General features: G+C 50.2%; 16 protein-coding genes. 4 read left to right on the top strand and 12 right to left on the bottom strand.

What is annotated here, in order from left to right; translation table 11 throughout:
* From ACKOVI_RS04900 to ACKOVI_RS04890, 3 genes are all read left to right on the top strand, one after another.
* Nucleotides 1–1,407, top strand: a 1,407-nt coding sequence (locus ACKOVI_RS04900; RefSeq protein WP_509602944.1) for an acetyl/propionyl/methylcrotonyl-CoA carboxylase subunit alpha, incomplete at its 5' end; no start/stop codon positions are given.
* Nucleotides 1,404–2,234 (top strand): purine-nucleoside phosphorylase, encoded by an 831-nt coding sequence (locus ACKOVI_RS04895; RefSeq protein ID WP_509602943.1) that lies wholly within the window; start codon nt 1,404–1,406, stop codon nt 2,232–2,234. The genes ACKOVI_RS04900 and ACKOVI_RS04895, both read left to right, overlap by 4 nt.
* A 54-nt stretch (nt 2,235–2,288) precedes the next feature.
* Entirely contained in the window at nt 2,289–3,908 is a 1,620-nt protein-coding gene (locus ACKOVI_RS04890; RefSeq protein ID WP_509602942.1) for a phospho-sugar mutase, read from the top strand.
* Here ACKOVI_RS04890 and deoC read toward each other — a convergent pair.
* From deoC to ACKOVI_RS04830, 12 genes are all read right to left on the bottom strand, one after another.
* Nucleotides 3,905–4,591 (bottom strand): deoxyribose-phosphate aldolase, encoded by a 687-nt coding sequence (gene deoC, locus ACKOVI_RS04885; protein ID WP_509602941.1) that lies wholly within the window; start codon nt 4,589–4,591, stop codon nt 3,905–3,907. The genes ACKOVI_RS04890 and deoC overlap by 4 nt on opposite strands.
* Nucleotides 4,578–5,543 carry a hypothetical protein gene (locus tag ACKOVI_RS04880; protein ID WP_509602940.1) on the bottom strand — a complete coding sequence of 322 codons (966 nt, stop codon included), beginning with the start codon at nt 5,541–5,543 and terminating at the stop codon, nt 4,578–4,580. Before ACKOVI_RS04880 ends, deoC begins: the two co-directional genes overlap by 14 nt.
* A complete protein-coding gene (locus tag ACKOVI_RS04875; protein WP_509602939.1) occupies nt 5,543–6,649 on the bottom strand; it encodes an adenosine deaminase in 1,107 nt (368 codons plus the stop codon). Before ACKOVI_RS04875 ends, ACKOVI_RS04880 begins: the two co-directional genes overlap by 1 nt.
* On the bottom strand, nt 6,646–7,935 hold the full coding sequence (locus tag ACKOVI_RS04870; RefSeq protein ID WP_509602938.1) for a thymidine phosphorylase: 1,290 nt from the start codon (nt 7,933–7,935) through the stop codon (nt 6,646–6,648). Before ACKOVI_RS04870 ends, ACKOVI_RS04875 begins: the two co-directional genes overlap by 4 nt.
* Entirely contained in the window at nt 7,932–8,330 is a 399-nt protein-coding gene (locus tag ACKOVI_RS04865; RefSeq protein WP_509602937.1) for a cytidine deaminase, read from the bottom strand. The genes ACKOVI_RS04870 and ACKOVI_RS04865 overlap by 4 nt, the downstream gene beginning before the upstream one ends.
* Nucleotides 8,330–9,607, bottom strand: a complete 1,278-nt coding sequence (locus ACKOVI_RS04860; RefSeq protein WP_509602936.1) for an ABC transporter permease — start codon at nt 9,605–9,607, stop codon at nt 8,330–8,332. The genes ACKOVI_RS04865 and ACKOVI_RS04860 overlap by 1 nt, the downstream gene beginning before the upstream one ends.
* Nucleotides 9,607–10,761: an ABC transporter permease gene (locus ACKOVI_RS04855; RefSeq protein ID WP_509602935.1), complete on the bottom strand. Its 1,155-nt coding sequence runs from the start codon at nt 10,759–10,761 to the stop codon at nt 9,607–9,609. The genes ACKOVI_RS04860 and ACKOVI_RS04855 overlap by 1 nt, the downstream gene beginning before the upstream one ends.
* Entirely contained in the window at nt 10,758–12,257 is a 1,500-nt protein-coding gene (locus ACKOVI_RS04850; RefSeq protein WP_509602934.1) for an ABC transporter ATP-binding protein, read from the bottom strand. Before ACKOVI_RS04850 ends, ACKOVI_RS04855 begins: the two co-directional genes overlap by 4 nt.
* 96 nt (nt 12,258–12,353) lie before the next feature.
* On the bottom strand, nt 12,354–13,415 hold the full coding sequence (locus ACKOVI_RS04845; protein WP_509602933.1) for a BMP family lipoprotein: 1,062 nt from the start codon (nt 13,413–13,415) through the stop codon (nt 12,354–12,356).
* A 177-nt stretch (nt 13,416–13,592) separates the two neighbouring features.
* Nucleotides 13,593–14,591, bottom strand: coding sequence for a BMP family lipoprotein (locus tag ACKOVI_RS04840; protein WP_509602932.1), 999 nt, complete (start codon nt 14,589–14,591; stop codon nt 13,593–13,595).
* Entirely contained in the window at nt 14,591–15,589 is a 999-nt protein-coding gene (trpS, locus tag ACKOVI_RS04835) for a tryptophan--tRNA ligase (protein WP_509602931.1), read from the bottom strand. The genes ACKOVI_RS04840 and trpS overlap by 1 nt, the downstream gene beginning before the upstream one ends.
* 57 nt (nt 15,590–15,646) lie before the next feature.
* Nucleotides 15,647–16,939, bottom strand: a complete 1,293-nt coding sequence (locus ACKOVI_RS04830) for a hemolysin family protein (protein ID WP_509602930.1) — start codon at nt 16,937–16,939, stop codon at nt 15,647–15,649.
* Between the two features lie 131 nt (nt 16,940–17,070).
* Between ACKOVI_RS04830 and ACKOVI_RS04825 the strand changes: the two genes are divergently transcribed.
* Nucleotides 17,071–17,777: ABC transporter ATP-binding protein (locus ACKOVI_RS04825; RefSeq protein ID WP_509602929.1), on the top strand; the 707-nt coding region annotated here is incomplete at its 3' end.

Here is a 17,777-nt window from a genome sequence, read left to right as displayed (position 1 = left end):
TCACCTGCTGCGATTAGCGCACTGGGTGACAAGGTTTCAGCCCGTCGTATCGCATCAGCGGCTGGTGCCCCACTCGTTGCGGGTACTAAAGATCCTGTCGAAACAGCAGAAGAAGTCGTTGCCTTCGCAAAAGAACATGGTCTTCCTGTTGCAATCAAAGCTGCATTCGGCGGTGGTGGACGCGGATTAAAAGTCGCTCGCACACTCGAGGAGATCCCAGAGCTCTATGCCTCAGCAGTTCGCGAAGCTATTGCTGGCTTTGGTCGCGGTGAATGTTTCGTAGAACGTTATCTCGATAAGCCTCGCCACGTTGAGACTCAGGTTCTCGCGGATAAATTTGGCAATGCAGTTGTGGTCTCTACCCGCGATTGCTCACTTCAACGTCGCCACCAAAAGTTAGTTGAAGAAGCGCCAGCGCCATTCCTTACAGATGCGCAGAACGAAGAGCTCTATCGCTCTTCCAAGGCAATCATGAAAGAAGCTGGCTACGTTGGTGCCGGAACGTGCGAGTTCCTCGTTGGTCTCGACGGAACAATCTCCTTCCTTGAAGTAAATACTCGCCTTCAGGTTGAGCACCCAGTCTCAGAAGAAGTAACTGGTATCGATTTAGTGCGTCAGCAATTCCGTATCGCAATGGGCGAAGCACTCGGCTTTGATGATCCAGTTGTGCGTGGCCACTCCATTGAATTCCGTATTAATGGCGAAGATCCAGGACGTTCGTTCTTGCCTGCTCCGGGGCGCATTACTGAATGGCAGATTCCAACAGGGCCTGGCGTTCGCGTTGATGCTGGTTTCCGTAAGGGCGATGTCATTGGCGGAAACTTCGATTCTCTTCTTGCAAAGTTAATTGTTACTGGAGCAACCCGCGAAGAAGCAATTCAGCGTTCGCGACGTGCATTGGCAGAGTTTGAGGTTCAAGGTCTTGCGACAGCGCTTCCATTCCACCGTGCCATTCTTGAAGATCCGAACTACACCGAAAACTTCAAGGTCTACACCAGCTACATTGAAAACGAATTTGTTAATGAAATTCCGGCTTATGCATCAGAGGCTCTCGATGTTCAGACCAAGGCAGCTGCCGAAAAGCTCGTTGCTGAAGTAAACGGAAAACGCTTTGAAATCCTCGTCCATGCCCCAGAACCAGTAGTAAAGCGCCACCGTGCAAAGCAGGCATCCTCTACTGGCGCATCGGGCGATGGACTTCCTAGCCCAATGCAGGGAACTGTCGTCAAAATTGCAGTTGAAGAGGGTCAGCTCGTTGAAGCAGGAGACCTCATCATCGTCCTAGAGGCGATGAAGATGGAGCAACCACTCAATGCCCATAAGAGCGGTGTGATTAAAAACTTAAAGGCAGTAGTAGGCGAGACCGTTTCAAGTGGCACCATTCTCTGTGACATTATTGAGGCATGACCTCAACTGACCTTCTTTATCAAGATCCAATGGCCGCAGCTGCACAGGCAGCATCAGAAATCGCAGCACGCACAGGAGTCACATCGCACGATGTTGCTCTCGTAATGGGCTCTGGTTGGGTTACAGCTTGCGATGCACTAGGAACGCCTGCCTATGAGTGCGATGCCCATGAACTAACTGGGTTTGAGGCACCGGCAGTAGAAGGTCACTCGGGCAAAGTCCGTTCGTACATCATCGAGCATGAAGGCAAATCAATTCGAGCACTCGTATTCCTCGGCCGAACACACCTCTACGAAGGCAAGGGTATGGAGCCTGTTGTTCACGGCGTGCGAACCGCAGTTAAAGCTGGCTGCAAAGTTGTAGTCCTGACAAATGCCTGTGGTGGAATCAATGCAGGTTACAAGGTGGGCGAACCTGTTCTGATTCGCGATCACATCTCGCTGACTGCTCAGTCACCGCTCTCTGGCGCAACATTTGTTGACCTCACAGATTTATATAGCAAGCGCATTCGCGAGATCGTAAAGAAGGAAGATTCCTCACTTCAAGAGGGCGTTTATGTTCACTGGCGCGGGCCTACCTACGAGACTCCTGCTGAGATTTTGATGATGCGCACTATGGGCGCTGACCTGGTCGGAATGTCTACAGTTCCTGAAGCGATTGCTGCCCACGCAATGGGAGCAGAAGTGCTTGGTATCTCATTGGTATCCAATGCGGCTGCAGGCATGACAGGCGAGAAGCTCAACCATGAAGAAGTGATCGCTGCAGGCAAAGCTGCTGCTAGTCGAATGGGTCAGCTTCTCAAGACAACTATTCCAAAACTTGTATAGATCCGGATTAGGGTCCGATTCCGGTTTGAAGGAAACGCGAGTAATCTCATCTGCATGAATGCAGCGCTTATTGAAGAGGTAAAGGCCTGGATAGCAGATGATCCAGATCCAGTTACCGCCGCACATCTCCAGGCTCTTCTCGATGCGGGAGATGAGGCTGCGCTCACACCATTGTTCAGTGGCTTTCTTCAATTTGGTACCGCAGGGCTTCGTGGACCAAATGGTGCAGGACCGTCATGCATGAACCGCGCAGTTGTTGGTCGCGCAGCTGCAGGTATTGCTGCATATATGACCAAGCGCGGAATGAAATCTGTCGTCATTGGCCGCGATGCGCGTTACGGATCTGAGGATTACACCCAAGAATCAGCAGAGATACTCAGCGGTGCGGGTATGGATGTCTACATTCTTCCACGTCCACTTCCTACTCCGGTATTGGCATTTGCGACATCACATTTGAAGTGCGATGTCGGAATCATGGTGACTGCGAGCCACAACCCACCGCAAGATAACGGCTACAAGGTTTATATCGGCCCTAAAGCAGATGGCATTGAATACGCATCATCTCAAATCATTAATCCGACTGATGGTTTTATTGCGGCAGATATCGATGCTGTGACATCCCTGAAGTCACTCCCCCGAGGAAATAAGTGGACGATTCTCGGTGAAGATGTCATCTCTGAATACATCGCCCGCACCGTGAAGTTGGCTCCCCGCCCTGGCGACATCAAAGTTGTATACACGGCAATGCATGGCGTCGGAACAGAGACGGTACAGCGCGTCTTTAATCACGCAGGTTTCGCCACATTAATTCTGGTTGATGAACAATGCACGCCAGATCCTGATTTCCCAACTGTTGCATTCCCTAACCCTGAAGAGCCAGGTGCCATCGATTTAGCGCTAGCCAAGGCACGTGACTTTGGCGCAGACCTCGTCATCGCTAACGACCCTGATGCAGATAGATGTGCGGCGGCAATCAATGATCCTAAAGTTGGTTGGCGCATGTTGCGCGGAGATGAGCTCGGTGTCATCTTCGGAGAATGGATTGCTCGCACCCAGCCACAGGGCACTATGGGAAATTCCATCGTCTCTTCCTCTGCTCTCCGCAAAATTGCTGCGCATTACAACGTTGACTTTAAAGAAGTGCTTACTGGATTTAAGTGGCTCGCTAAGATTGAAGATCTTGCATACGGCTACGAAGAGGCAATTGGTTATGCAGTGGATTCAGAGACTGTTAACGATAAGGATGGCGTATCTGCTGCCATCTTCCTGACTCAGATTGCTATGGATCTCAAGCGCGATGGACTTACCCTCGCGAACTTGCTCGATGAAGTATGGGAGCGCCATGGCTTCCATGGCACAGAACAGATTTCAATTCGCGTGGCAGATATGTCAGCTATTACTCGTCTCCTTGCAGGGCTCCGCAAAAATCCACCAGCAGAGATTGCAGGACGAAAAGTAGAAAGCATCGATGATTTAGCTGCCCCGAAAGATGGCCTGCCACCTACCGATGGCCTACGAATCTGGCTGTCGGGCGGAATCCGCATCATCGTGCGCCCTTCGGGTACAGAGGCGAAGATGAAGTGCTACATCGAAGTCATTACCAAGACTTCAGAAGAGTCTGCAGCGCTGTTACATGAGCTCCGCGAACCTCTGAAGAAGTTCTTGCAAGGCTAAGCGCCAAAACGTTCCTTAAATTCATCGAGCATCGCGGCTGCAGCTGATGCGCCGCTGCGCTTTACTCCTGCATCCATAAAGGCCAATAACATATCGAGGTTCTTTACACCGCCTGCGCTCTTGACCTCCATCTTAGAGGAGACAGATGCACGCATCAGCTTTACATCCTCAAGGATTGCACCGGTAGGTGCAAAACCCGTCGAAGTTTTCACATAGTCAGCGCCGGAAGCCTCCACCAGCTGACACGCCTTCACGATTTCTTCTTTAGTCAGATATGCGTTTTCGAGAATAACTTTGACTTGATGTCCACCGGCTGCTGCAACTACCGCTGCCAATTCTTCGCGGACTTCGTCATACATTCCAGACTTCATCCAACCGATGTTCATCACGACATCAATCTCAGTTGCACCATCTGCAACGACTTGCTTTGTTTCAAAGACCTTCACTGATGTGGCTGAATTACCGTGAGGAAAGCCGACAACTGTTCCAACATGGACATCGCTGCCTCGCAAGATATCTGCACAGAATGCGACGTCTGCTGGCTTGCAGCACACGGATGCAACGTCGTACTGAAGAGCAACGAGGCAACCTTCACGAACTTCATCGCGAGACATATCTGGACGCAAGAGCGCGTAATCGATTGTCTTTGCGACCTGCTTGAGGGTGTATTTACTTGTTGCCATCTACTACTCCAATTTCATCGACGAGCTTTTTAAAGTTGATGTCGTTGCGATCTTTATTGCCAGTCTGCCATAGCCCAACTTCTTGCGTCTCTGGAATGAATTCCAGCGGACGATTTCCCGGCAAGCGACGAACGGTTGTGCCATTGCGTCGAGCTTGGAAGAACCACCAAAGATCGTCGGTATGGAAGGCGAGTTCAACGTAACGAGTCTCATCGAGGGCATCGGGGTGGAGGGCGCCCGCTGGGAAGAGGGTGCCTGCTCCGCTGGTAGCCATCAGGTCAAAGGAAGGCCCAGCCAGGCTATCTGAGGCCTTCTCCCACGCTGAGAAGGGCTCTAAAAGGCCATCCTGAGCGTAGGTGACTCTGTGTACACGGGAGGCGATGATGGAATCTGGGTAGAGATGATGCTCGAGCATGAGCTGCAAGGTCAGCTCTGGATTTAAGAGAAGATCGTCGTCGACCACGATGATGGGCATGCCTGGATAGGCCTTCAGCGTCGGAATTAACTTCTTGCCGGGACCTAGATCTGTGCATTCATTGATCACAACAAAACCAGTAGCCTCAAGGTCGCGTACAGATTGTGGCAAGTGCGCGATGTCGCCGTGTGCGATGTTCAGAATAATTTCTGTCGGCTGAAGGACCTGTTTCTTCAGCTCTGGCAAGGCAAGCGCAAGTGCATCGAATCGCGCAGGATGACTTGTAAGCGAGAGAATGAAATTAAAATCTTTCTCAGCCATTCCGGGAAGCTGCAGATTAAGCAGATTCATCTTTGCCAATACTGAACCAGCATCAGCATGCAACTTCTTTTCAACTACGCCTAACTTCTTTTCGAGAGCGCGGCCTTGCACTAGAACTTCGGTGATTTTGCTCCCAATAGTGCGCACACTGCGAACAACGTAAAGTGATGTAGCTGCAGTAATTGCAAGGAGAGCGATGAGAAGTGCGTTACTCATTATTCGCCTGCGATTGCAGCAAATTTTGGCTTAACAATTTCATCAATGATTGTGAGTCGTTCTTCAAAAGGAATGAAGGCGCTCTTTAAGGCGTTGATCGTCACGCGCTGAAGGTCAAGGAAATTCCAATCGCATGCTGCAACCATCTCGTTCATCTCACGAGACATCGAAGTTGCTGACATCAAACGGTTATCAGTATTGATTGTGACGCGGAAACGAAGCTTGGAAAGCTTTGCAAGTGGGTGCTCAGCAAATGATGCCGCAACTCCTGTTTGTATATTTGAAGACGGACACATCTCAAGTGGAATACGACGGTCGCGAACGTACGATGCAAGACGCCCTAAACGCGCTGGAGTGTGATTAAAGTCGATATCGTCAGCAATACGAACACCATGACCTAGACGTTCTGCCCCACAGATCTGAATTGCCTCCCAGATAGATGGGAGTCCATATGCCTCACCAGCGTGGATTGTGAAGTGTGCATTCTCTCTGCGAAGGTATTCGAAAGTGTCGAGTTGGTCGCTAGGTGGAAAACCATCTTCTGGACCTGCAATATCAAAGCCGACAACACCTTTATCGCGATACTTCACCGCTAGCTCAGCCACCTCTTGTGATCGTGCATTCTGGCGCATCCCACAGAGGAGAGAGAAGATGCGAATGGTGTTGCCTTCGCCCTTGGCCTCTTTCTCGCCTTCACGGAAACCTTGGAGAATCGCCTCAACGGCATCGATGAGCGTAAGACCCTTCTCTGTCAGCAACTCTGGTGCCATGCGAACTTCAGCATAGACAACTCCATCGCGAGCAAGATCTACTGCACATTCACGAGCAACACGAACAACATCTTCGCGACGCTGCATTACGGCAACTGTGTGAGCAAAGGTTTCTAAGTAGAGGACCAATGATCCTGAATCACAAGATGCACGGAACCATTCTGCGAGCTCTGCTGCATCATAGGTAGGGAGTTCGTGCCCAATCTTCTTGGCAATTTCAATAATAGTCTCGGGGCGAAGGCCACCGTCGAGGTGATCATGCAGCAGCGCTTTAGGTAGTCGCTTGACCTGATCTTGGCTCGGCTTCTTCAGGAGATCTGGATTTACAACGCTCATCCTTGAATCCTTTCGAGAACTAGTGGGAGTCGGTCGACGACTCCATTTTCAATAATCGTCACTGCGCCTTCTAGAACTTCTAGGGCACGAGCAAAACGTGGAGCTTCATCAGTATGCAAGGTGAAGAGAGGCGCTCCGGCTTCAATGTAATCGCCAGGCTTTGCATGCATTTCAATGCCAGCACCTGCTTGAACCATCTCACCTTGCTTGGAACGCCCTGCGCCGAGTCGCCATGCTGATACACCAACCTTCATCGCATCCATAGTTGTAATAATTCCGCTATTGGTTGCCTTCACAACATGTTGTTCTCGCGCAACAGGAAGAGCTGCATCTGGATCTCCACCTTGAGCTGCAACCATGCGACGCCAGTGATCCATTGCGCTTCCATCTTTCAAAGCAACTGCAGGATCTTTTCCAACAATGCCAGCTGCTTCAATCATCTCTCGGGCAAGAAGAATTGTTAGCTCAACAACGTCAGCAGGACCGCCGCCAGCAAGGACTTCTACTGATTCGCGCACTTCCAGTGCATTTCCAGCTGTTAATCCCAATGGAACATCCATCGCAGTGACTAGCGCGCGCATCTTGAGGCCAGCATCAACACCAAGTTGCACCATAGTGTGCGCAAGCTCTGATGCCTTCTTGGGGTCGGACATAAATGCACCGGAACCCGTCTTTACATCGAGAACGAGAGCTGACGTACCTTCTGCAATCTTCTTGCTCATAATGGAAGAGGCAATGAGTGGAATAGCCTCTACCGTCGCGGTTACATCGCGAAGTGCGTAGAGCTTCTTATCTGCAGGAGCTAAACCAGCACCGGCAGCACAGATAACTGCACCAGTATCTTTCAAAACTTGAAGCATTTCATCGTTTGATAGCGATGCCCGCCAACCAGGAATCGATTCCATCTTGTCGAGAGTTCCACCGGTATGGCCCAGTCCGCGACCTGACAGTTGAGGAACCGCTCCCCCACATGCTGCAACAAGTGGTGCAAGTGGAAGAGTGATCTTGTCACCGACTCCGCCCGTTGAATGCTTATCTGCGGTTTTACGATCAAGGGCGGTCCAGTTCATGCGTTCGCCGGTATTGATCATCGCATTTGTCCAGCGAGAAATTTCACGCGCATTCATACCGTTCAGAAGAATCGCCATGGCAAGTGCTGACATCTGTTCATCGGCCACTACGCCGCGAGTGTAAGCGTCGATTACCCAATCAATCTGAGAATCAGTGAGTTCGTACTTGTCGCGCTTGGCTGCAATGACTTCAACTGCTGCAAATGGTTCAATCATGACAATCTCGTCTCAATCTCTTCTGGACCGAACGCCCACGGTAGTAAGTCATTTAAAGTTTTCACACCTTCATCGGTCATCAGCTGAAGTGTGGATCCGCCATGTTCTTGCAATAACTGGCGACAACGACCACATGGCATCAATGGGTTGCCGGAGATATCAACACATGCAAAAGCCACGAGTCGACCGCCGCCGGATGCGATGAGAGATGAAACTAGACCGCACTCTGCACAGAGAGTTAAACCATAGCTAGCATTCTCGACATTACATCCTGTAACAATGCGACCATCATCTACAAGGGCGGCAACTCCCACTGGAAACTTTGAGTAAGGCACGTATGCCTTCTTCATCGCTTCCAGCGCTTCATTGCGCAAGAGTTGCCAATCGATCTGCATTAGTGGGAACCGCCTCCACGCTTGTAGGCAATTCCATCCGCAGCCGGAGCTCGAACTTTTCCGACGAATCCGGAGACAGCGATAATGGTTGCGACATAAGGAGCCATCAACATAAATTCAGATGGGATTGGGGTTCCGGTGATGGTGAGCAATCCTTGGAGATTATCGGCAAAGCCAAAGATGAGCGCTGCGGCAACCGCACCCAGTGGGCTCCAGCGGCCAAAGATGAGCGCTGCCAGTGCAATAAAGCCCTTACCAGCGGTCATCTCTTTGCTAAAAGAGCCAACTGCGCCAAGAGTAAAGAACGCTCCGCCTAGACCGGCCACAGCTCCAGCGAGGATGACATTTCTAAAGCGAATCTTATTAACATCGATTCCAACGGATTCAGCTGCAGTTGGGTGTTCACCAACCGCACGGGTACGAAGCCCCCACTTACTTTTAAAGAGTGCGATATGAATAATCGCGACAACGACATACATTAAGTAGACGATGATGCTCTGGCTAAAGAAGATTGGCCCAATCACTGGAATTTTGGAGAGCAAGGGAATCTCAATCGGTGTAAATGCAATTGCGGCATTCCACTCACTTTGATACGGAATAAGCAGCTTCTTATAGAAAAAGTTTGTTAGACCGATTACTAAAACATTGAGCACAAAACCCAAGACCACTTGATCAATTCCATATTTAATGGCGAAGAGAGCAAGGAGTAATGAGATAAGTGCGCCAGCAACTGGCGCAAAGGCTAAGCCGATCCAGTTGTTATGCAGTAGCGAGGCAACAACGCCAGAGATAAATGCGCCGGCAAGGAGCTGGCCTTCAATGGCGATATTGATAACACCTGATCGTTCGGAGAGAACGCCAGCCATAGCGCCAAATATCAAGGGAACTGATAAGAGGAGTGCGCCTTGAAGTAGTCCAGTGAAGGGGATGAACTTGCCTGCTGCGGCCCAGCAGAGAAATGACATCATAAAAGAAACTGCAAATACCCCGCTGGCTAGTCGAACGGTCTTTCCGGCTCGAAACTGGAGCGCAGCAAGTACAACAGCGAGGAGCGCGGCGATAGCAAAGGCGAGTGAGCCAGTTTTTGAATTGATAATCCACTCTTTGAAGAGAACCCACTCGTTTCCGAGAACAAAGCTGTAGGTAACTGGCTGACCTTCCTGAGGAAGGATTGCAAATACGATGAGGGCGAAGAAGCCAAGAGCGCCCATCGTGATGATTCCGCGACGGCGACGACGTTCTGGCGCAGATAGAGATCGAACTTCTTGGGTACTCATTAGCCGTTCCATCCCTTCGAAGCGACCGCTTGGCCAGCATCAACGTTCTTCAATCTAAAGACTGCCTTAATCAGTGCGGGAGCGGCGATGAAAAGTACAACGAGGGCCTGAATCACGAGAACGAGATCGAGCGGTGTCTCAGTGCTTGCCTGCATCGTTAATCCGCCGGCACGAAGTGCACCAAAGAGAAGTGCTGCAAATACCGTTCCTATTGGCGTTCCGCGACCGAGAAGAGCCACGGTGATCGCATCGAATCCGAAGCTTCCTCCTACGCCAGCGGTCATTGCAGGTTCTGAGCCGAGTATCTGTACTGCTCCTGCAAGACCGGCTAGCGCACCCGCGATAAACATAACGGTTGTGGTTGAGCGGCCTACAGAAATTCCTGCAGTACGTGAAGCAGAGGCATTGGCACCTACTGCACGGAACTTAAATCCCCATGTACTGCGGTTAAGCAACCACCACACTGCACCTGCACCTAGAAGGGCGATGATAAATCCAAGGTTTGCGCGGAGTTCGCTTCCAAATAAATGTGGCAATCGCGCACTCATGCGTACCTCCGGTGCCAAAGGATCTTGGCGACCTGGGCGAAGGAAAGCTTTAGTACTGAGCAACCAGAGCAAGAAATATCCCGCTACATAGTTGAGCATGATGGTCACAATTACTTCGTGCGCACCGGTACGTGCTTTGAGAAATCCAACAAATCCACCGTAGAGACCAGCACACACCATTGCCGCTGCAATTGCTGCAATTACATGGATGACAACAGGGAACTGGAAGTGGAAGCCTACGTAACTTGCGCCGATTGCACCTGCAATAAATTGGCCTTGCGCACCAATATTGAATAGTCCTGCCTTGAAAGCGAGTGCAACGGAGAGTCCGGTCAAAATGAGTGGCGATGCGGCGACCAAAGTTTCAGAGAGCGGATAGAAACCATGGAGCAATCCAGCATCAGTTAACTTTGAATCAAAAATCGATCCCCGGAAGAGCGCCCAATAGGCATTTCCGGCGGTAGAGAATGCCTTAGAAAGCATAGATAGTGGTGATGACTTAAGTGCGAGAACTTTTGAGTCAGAGAATGCAACGAGCAAGCCACTGACGAAGAGCGCCATAGCAAATGCAAGAAGCGGAAGGGTGAGTTTTCTTAGAATCTTCATTTCTTCACACCTGCCATCAATAGACCCAACTCTTCTCGTGAGGTATCTGCTGGAACGATTGCAATAAATTCACCGCGGTACATCACTGCGATTCGATCTGCCAGCGCGACGACTTCATCGAGTTCGGTGCTAAAGAGAAGCACTCCCCGACCAGAATCACGCTCGGCAATGATGCGCTCGTGAACGAATTCGATTGAGCCAACATCAAGGCCACGGGTAGGTTGCGATGCAACTACCAACTTCACTGGGCGAGAGAGCTCGCGCGCAAGGACAACTTTCTGCTTATTGCCACCCGAGAGCGATGAGGCTGAATCCTTGGCGGATTGAGCTCTAATATCGAATTCGATGATGCGCGCAGCGGCATTCTCAGCAACTCTACTTTGTGAGATTACCGGGCCCTGAGCAAAGGGAGGGAGATCGTGAAGATCCAGAATGAGATTCTCTTCAATGCTAAAAGAGGAAATCAAGCCATCTTCTTCTCGAGACTCTGGAACAAATGCAATGCCGGCGTGGAGCGCATCGCGCACTTTCCCCTTATGAATCTCTTCCTCACCGAGATAGATGTGGCCATCGACATGCTCTTGCAATCCAACGATCGCCTCTGCCAGCTCGGATTGGCCATTTCCTTGAACTCCAGCAACTGCAAGTACCTCGCCAGCACGAAGCTCAAAGGAGACATCTTTAACGAGAGCGCGACCTGTGTGATCATGAATATTGAGATGTTCGACCTTGAGTGCAACATCGCCCAGCTTTGGTGCGGCTTTTTCTACATCGAGCGAGACTGGGCGACCTACCATCAGGGACGCAAGTTCTTCTTGGCTTGCACTTGGAGATGCAGTACCGACTACTGCCCCGCGTCGAATAATGGTGATCTTGTCAGCTGCTTCCTTCACCTCACGAAGCTTGTGGGTGATAAAGACAATTGCCGTACCTTGATCACGTAACTTCTTCATATTTTTTAGAAGTTCATCGGTCTCCTGTGGAGTGAGTACCGCAGTTGGCTCGTCCAGAATGAGAACCTTGGCATCGTAAATCAAGGCGCGAATAATCTCGACTCGTTGCTGAATACCGACGGGCAAATCCTCCACTAGCGCATCAGGATCTACATCGAAATTGAACTCTGCAGATACCCGCTTAATTTCAGCGCGCGCGGTTTCTAGGTCTAGAAATCCCGGGCCTTTTACTTTTTCATGGCCGAGGACAATGTTTTCTGCGACAGTAAAGACGGGTATCAGCATGAAGTGCTGATGGACCATTCCAATTCCAGCAGCCAGCGCATCTAATGGGGAGTCGATTGTGATTTCTTTGCTATCGACCCAGATTGAACCTTCATCAGGGGCCAACAGACCATAAACGATATTCATCAATGTGGACTTACCGGCACCGTTTTCACCGAGGATTGCATGAATCTCGCCTGATTCAACTTTGAGATCAATGGAATCGTTAGCGGTTAGTGCACCAAAGCGCTTGGTAATGCCGCGCAATTCAAGGGACATGTACGTAAATCTACTGCCCCAATCACTTTATTACAAAGCAAAACGGGGCTAGCGATTTCGCGCTAGCCCCGTTTTGATAGAACGGTTATCTGTTAATTACTTAACAGAAACCTTTCCATTTGCAATATCTGTACCGAGCTTAGTTACTTCGGTGCGAAGTGCAGAAGGAACCACGCGGATGAGATCGTGGTAAGGAGCAAGCTTTGTTCCACCATTCTTGAGGTTACCGTTGTAACCTGTTGAAGAGAACTTGCCAGCTGCTGTATCTGCGATCACAGTCTGTACTGAGATATCAACGCCCTTGACTACAGAAGTAAGAAGTACTTTCTTGTACTGAGGAGCTGCGATAAATCCATCTGAGTCAACCCAGATAACTACTGACTTCTTAGAAGCGATTGAGTTACCTGCTGTTGCGCCACCAAGACCGCCAGCAACTGGGAAGATTACATCTGCACCCTGCTGCTCGAAGTTCTTAGAGATCTGAAGCGCCTTAGCTGAATCTGAGAAGCCACCAACGAAAGTTCCGTCTGCCTTCTTTGTATCCCAACCGAGGACCTGTACTGACTTGCCCTTCTTTGTGTTGTAGTAAGCAACACCCTTAGCAAATCCATCCATGAAGATTGTGACTGGTGGAATGTTAAGTCCGCCGTAAGTTGCAACCTTGCCGGTCTTTGATACGCCAGCTGCAAGGTAACCAGCCTGGAATGCAGACTCGTTTGTTGAGAACTGAAGTGGCTTAAGGTTCGAGAACTTCTTGCCTGGGTAGACAGATCCGTCTGCGCCATGGTCTTCGCCATCCTGGTCAACAATTGCGAACTTCACTGATGGGTTCGCCTTTGCTGCAGCAACGATTGCTCCGTTGATAAGGAATCCAACACCAACGATGATGTCGCACTTCTCATCAACAAGCTTCTTAATGTTTGGTGCGTAATCAGCATCTGATGTCGCTGCAAGGTACTTCACTGTGATTGATGAGTTCTTCTTTGCAGCAGCCTGTGCGCCAGCCCATGCAGAAGCGTTAAATGACTTGTCGTCTACGCCACCTGTATCGAGAGCAAGGCATGCCTTTGTTGCGTTTGCAGCGGTTGCAGCTGGAGCTACACCGAATGCAAGTGTTGCAGCTGCGAAGGCTGCAACAAGCTTTGTTGTCTTCTTCAAGGTTTCCTCCAAGGAAATATGAACTATGGATCCCTCTCACGCTTTTTACGGTGCTGAAGGGCTGTGTGTGGGAGCCTATCTTTTCGCTCTAAGTTTTCCTAAATTTTAAGGCGAATTCTTGGGCGTGGCATGTAACAAATAGGAAAACTCTCAACCCGGACTTGAAGGAATTGGTCGTTAACCCGCGATTTTCGAAGCGATAAGAGCTGCTTTATTGATGGAGGCGCTGGCCGAGGTCAAGAGCGGTAGATAGGTCTTGAAGGTGATACCTCCCCCAGTGACCGTGTACCGGTGGCCATAAATTCCAGCGACAGGATCGAGAACATCCAAGTACTGTGTCCCAGAAACAGCCTTTGCAATAACGTCGTACATCGCCTTATCAACATGTTTTACAACCGAGGCGTAGAGGTACTTCTTTGATGCACTGGTGACAGTGACATATTGATCGGGTTCGATGGTAATCATTCCAACGGGTTTGAAACTCTTGGTCTTCTCTTTCGCCTTATTGCGAGCAACAATCGCGGCGAAGACTTCTGAGTCAGATCCTGGTCGTGCAATAAAGATGACATCAGATCCGGCATCCATAGCAAGCTTTGTAGCGGTTACTGAAGATCCGTTGACATATTTCACGGTTGAAGCCACTGGCTTCTTTGAAGCGAGTACTCCGGCCAAGAAACCATTCTGATAGATATCTGCTTGATTGGAATTTGCAATCATGGCAACTTTTCCCGTTTTTGATACTAGCGCGGCGCTAAAACCGGCTAGGTATGCTCCTTGAGTATCAGCGAAAATCAATGAGGTGACATTGAGGGCATCGATCGAGGCATCGTTGAGGATCGCAAATTGTGTATTAGGAAATTCAACAGCTAGCGCCTGGATTACGGGCGCATAACCGGCACCCACCACAATGATGGGGTTGCAATTCTTGGCAATAAGCGAGCGGACTCGACGATCGCGGTCTGTCGTTGTGCCATCAGTCACGACTGGCTGCACTGTGAAGCTAAATTGCTTCGATGCCTTCTCAAGCCCTACCGCTGCAGCATCATTGAAGGAGCGATCTCCGCGTCCACCAATATCGTAGGCAATACCAATTACTGTCGAAGAAGCATGAGCAGGTGCGGCAAAGAGTGCAGAAATCACAAGAATGAGTGCAGTAGATATGCCGCGAATTTTCATTAGAGGACCACACCGAGATTCTTATAGGTCGCCTCAATAGTTGACTGAGCAACATCGCGTGCCTTCTCTGAACCTTGGTGAAGGATCTTTAAGAGATGGCTTTCATCTTCAAGGAGTTCAAGTGCATGTGTGCGGATAGGGCGGAAGTATTCAACAACAACTTCTGCTACCGCTGACTTGAAGTCTCCGTAGCCCTTGCCCTCAAATTCATTCTCAAGTTCTGCAATTGACTTGCCTGATAGTGCTGAGTGAATCGTAAGAAGATTGCTGATGCCTGGCTTTTGCGCGGCATCAAACTTCACTTCACGACCGGCATCTGTGACCGCGCTCTTGAATTTCTTCAGGTTTACTTCTGGCGCATCCAAAATGTCGATCAACCCTGATCCCGAGCCTGATGACTTGCTCATCTTGGAGGTGGGATCTTGGATGTCATAAATCTTCGCACCCTGCTTGAGGATGAAGCCCTCTGGAATTTGGAAGGTCTGTCCATATCGTGAATTAAAACGTCCTGCGATATCGCGAGTGAGTTCGATATGTTGACGTTGGTCTTCTCCGACCGGAACTAGGTGAGATTGATAGAGCAAGATATCGGCCGCCATCAACATCGGATAAGTGAAGAGACCTACTCGAGCTGCATCGGCGCCTGATTTTGCTGACTTATCTTTAAATTGAGTCATACGGCTTGCTTCACCAAAGCCTGTCATGCACTCCATGATCCAACCCAGCTGATTGTGTTGTGGAACTTGTGATTGCACAAAGAGAGTTGATTTCTCTGGAGAGATTCCAAGAGCTAACAACTGTGCCGCTGACATCAAAGTGCGCTTACGCAATAAAGCGGGATCGGTCTCAACCGTGAGAGCGTGAAGATCTACGATGCAGTAGAAAGCATCGTGGCCATCTTGAAGCTCGACCCACTGCTTGACCGCACCAAGGTAATTTCCTAGGTGGAAGGAATCACTTGTGGGCTGGATTCCAGAGAGGACGCGCTTAACAGTCATGTCGGTATTCTCGCATGGTAACCCCGTCAAATTCACGTGGATAAATCCATTGAATTATCAAGAACGAGAGATGAGTAAGCGCCCTACGCGCTTGCCTTCCATGGAAAGCACTGTGATTCGAATTCCATTGACGTTAAGCAGGTCACCCTCAACTGGAATGCGACCGAGGAAGTGCATTACATAGCCGCTAATTGTTTCGTATGGGCCTTCAGGAATATCAACGCCTGATTGCTCTGAAAGATCCTCCAGCGACATCAAGCCATCGACTTCGAAATCACCGGTACGAGACGATGCGGCTAGATCTTGCTCATCGCCGTCATATTCATCACGAATATCGCCAATAAGGCATTCAACGAGATCTTCCATAGTGACAATTCCGTCTGTTCCGCCGTATTCATCAAGGACAATCGCAAGATGTTGACGTTGTGCTCGCATCTCTGTCAGTGCCGGAAGAACGCCTTTTGTACCTGGCAAGAACATAATGTTTCGAGTCAACTCCTGAATCTTGGCTTGTGAATTTGCAAGAGCAGGATCAATTAAATCTCGAACATGTATGAAACCGATGACCTCGTCTGATGAGCCACGAACAACTGGATACCTCGAGTGTGATTTCTCAGCAGCGAGCGCAATAGCTTTTGAGATAGTGAGAGAACCGTCGATGAAATCAACCTCAGTCCTGGGAACCATAAGTTCATGAACTTGACGCTCTGAAGCATTAAAGACTTCTTCAACGATATCTCGCTCTTCATCAGTCAACGCTGCATGTCCCGTAACAAGGTCGAGTAGCTCTTCTTCTGACATCTGCTCGCGAGCTTCCTTCGGATCAATTCCGAAGAGGCGAACTACAAGATCTGTAGATTTTGAGAGCATCCAGATGATTGGCCTAAACACATTTGCGATGATGTCGATAAATCCCGCCGACCACATTGCGATGGGCTCGGAGCGAAAGAGCGCCAATTTCTTGGGAGCAAGCTCGCCAAAGACCAGTGAGATGTAGGCAATCACGATGGTCACTCCCACGAGTGAGGTCGTATTGGCAAGGTCGCTCTTCATTCCGCGGCCTTCCAGCCACGGAATCACAAATTGACCTAACTTCTCGGCGCCAAGTGCCGCTGAGAGAAATCCTGAGAGCGTTACTCCGACTTGAACCGCTGCTAGGAGTCGGTTGGGGTTGGAGTGGAGTTTGGCGACCTTGGCTCCGCGGCGACCACGGAGGGCGACCTGACGGACTTGAGATTCTCGGAGAGAGATCAACGCGATTTCGGCTGCTACGAAGAGGGCACCGAGCAAAATCAAAAAAATGACTAGAGCGATTGGAGCAAATATCGAGCCATTGGGCGCAGAGTCCATAATGCAAGAAGTGTAGCGAGCCTCTTCCCTCTCGGTCTACGCGCAGATAATCTATCCCCGTTGGTCAACCGGCCAACGCCTTACCCTCGGACCGTCGGGCACGTACCTGCCCGGATAAGGAAGTTAAAGAAATGGCATCAGTTGTATTTGATGGCGCATCACGCATCTACCCAGGCACAACCACTCCTGCAGTAGACAAGCTCAATCTCACCGTTGCAGATGGCGAATTCCTCGTGCTTGTCGGACCATCAGGTTGCGGTAAGTCAACATCACTTCGTATGTTGGCGGGCCTTGAAGAGATCGATGGTGGCCGCATTCTTATTGGCGATCGCGATGTAACAAACGTTGCTCCAAAAGATCGCGACATCGCAATGGTATTCCAGTCATATGCGTTGTACCCACACATGACAGTTGCAGAGAACATGGGCTTCGCGCTCAAGATCGCTGGCGTCGATAAGGAAGAGCGCGACAAGCGCGTCCGCGAAGCTGCAAAGCTTCTCGACCTTGAGGCATACCTCGAGCGTAAGCCAAAGGCACTCTCAGGTGGACAGCGTCAGCGCGTTGCAATGGGTCGCGCAATTGTCCGCGAACCACAGGTCTTCTTGATGGATGAGCCGCTCTCAACCCTTGATGCGAAGCTTCGCGTTGCAACTCGTACACAGATTGCAGCTCTCCAGCGCCGCCTCGGAATCACAACTGTTTACGTTACTCACGACCAGGTTGAAGCGATGACCATGGGTGATCGCGTTGCTGTTCTTAAGGATGGCCTCCTCCAGCAGGTAGATACTCCACGCAACCTTTACGACAAGCCAGCAAACGCATTCGTTGCAGGCTTTAT

Origin of the sequence: Candidatus Planktophila sp. (genome assembly GCF_046070465.1) — a bacterium.
Taxonomy (GTDB): domain Bacteria; phylum Actinomycetota; class Actinomycetes; order Nanopelagicales; family Nanopelagicaceae; genus Planktophila.
The sequence above is the reverse complement of the archived record's forward strand: the minus strand, read 5'-3'. Positions and strand labels throughout refer to the sequence as shown.

Excerpts from the sequence above, each read along its gene's own strand:
- ACKOVI_RS04895 (WP_509602943.1), top strand. The coding sequence starts at position 1,404 with ATGACCTCAACTGACCTTCTTTATCAAGATCCAATGGCCGCAGCTGCA.
- ACKOVI_RS04890 (WP_509602942.1), top strand. The coding sequence starts at position 2,289 with ATGAATGCAGCGCTTATTGAAGAGGTAAAGGCCTGGATAGCAGATGAT.
- deoC (WP_509602941.1), bottom strand. The coding sequence starts at position 4,591 with ATGGCAACAAGTAAATACACCCTCAAGCAGGTCGCAAAGACAATCGAT.
- ACKOVI_RS04880 (WP_509602940.1), bottom strand. The coding sequence starts at position 5,543 with ATGAGTAACGCACTTCTCATCGCTCTCCTTGCAATTACTGCAGCTACA.
- ACKOVI_RS04875 (WP_509602939.1), bottom strand. The coding sequence starts at position 6,649 with ATGAGCGTTGTAAATCCAGATCTCCTGAAGAAGCCGAGCCAAGATCAG.
- ACKOVI_RS04870 (WP_509602938.1), bottom strand. The coding sequence starts at position 7,935 with ATGATTGAACCATTTGCAGCAGTTGAAGTCATTGCAGCCAAGCGCGAC.
- ACKOVI_RS04865 (WP_509602937.1), bottom strand. The coding sequence starts at position 8,330 with ATGCAGATCGATTGGCAACTCTTGCGCAATGAAGCGCTGGAAGCGATG.
- ACKOVI_RS04860 (WP_509602936.1), bottom strand. The coding sequence starts at position 9,607 with ATGAGTACCCAAGAAGTTCGATCTCTATCTGCGCCAGAACGTCGTCGC.
- ACKOVI_RS04855 (WP_509602935.1), bottom strand. The coding sequence starts at position 10,761 with ATGAAGATTCTAAGAAAACTCACCCTTCCGCTTCTTGCATTTGCTATG.
- ACKOVI_RS04850 (WP_509602934.1), bottom strand. The coding sequence starts at position 12,257 with ATGTCCCTTGAATTGCGCGGCATTACCAAGCGCTTTGGTGCACTAACC.
- ACKOVI_RS04840 (WP_509602932.1), bottom strand. The coding sequence starts at position 14,591 with ATGAAAATTCGCGGCATATCTACTGCACTCATTCTTGTGATTTCTGCA.
- trpS (WP_509602931.1), bottom strand. The coding sequence starts at position 15,589 with ATGACTGTTAAGCGCGTCCTCTCTGGAATCCAGCCCACAAGTGATTCC.
- ACKOVI_RS04830 (WP_509602930.1), bottom strand. The coding sequence starts at position 16,939 with ATGGACTCTGCGCCCAATGGCTCGATATTTGCTCCAATCGCTCTAGTC.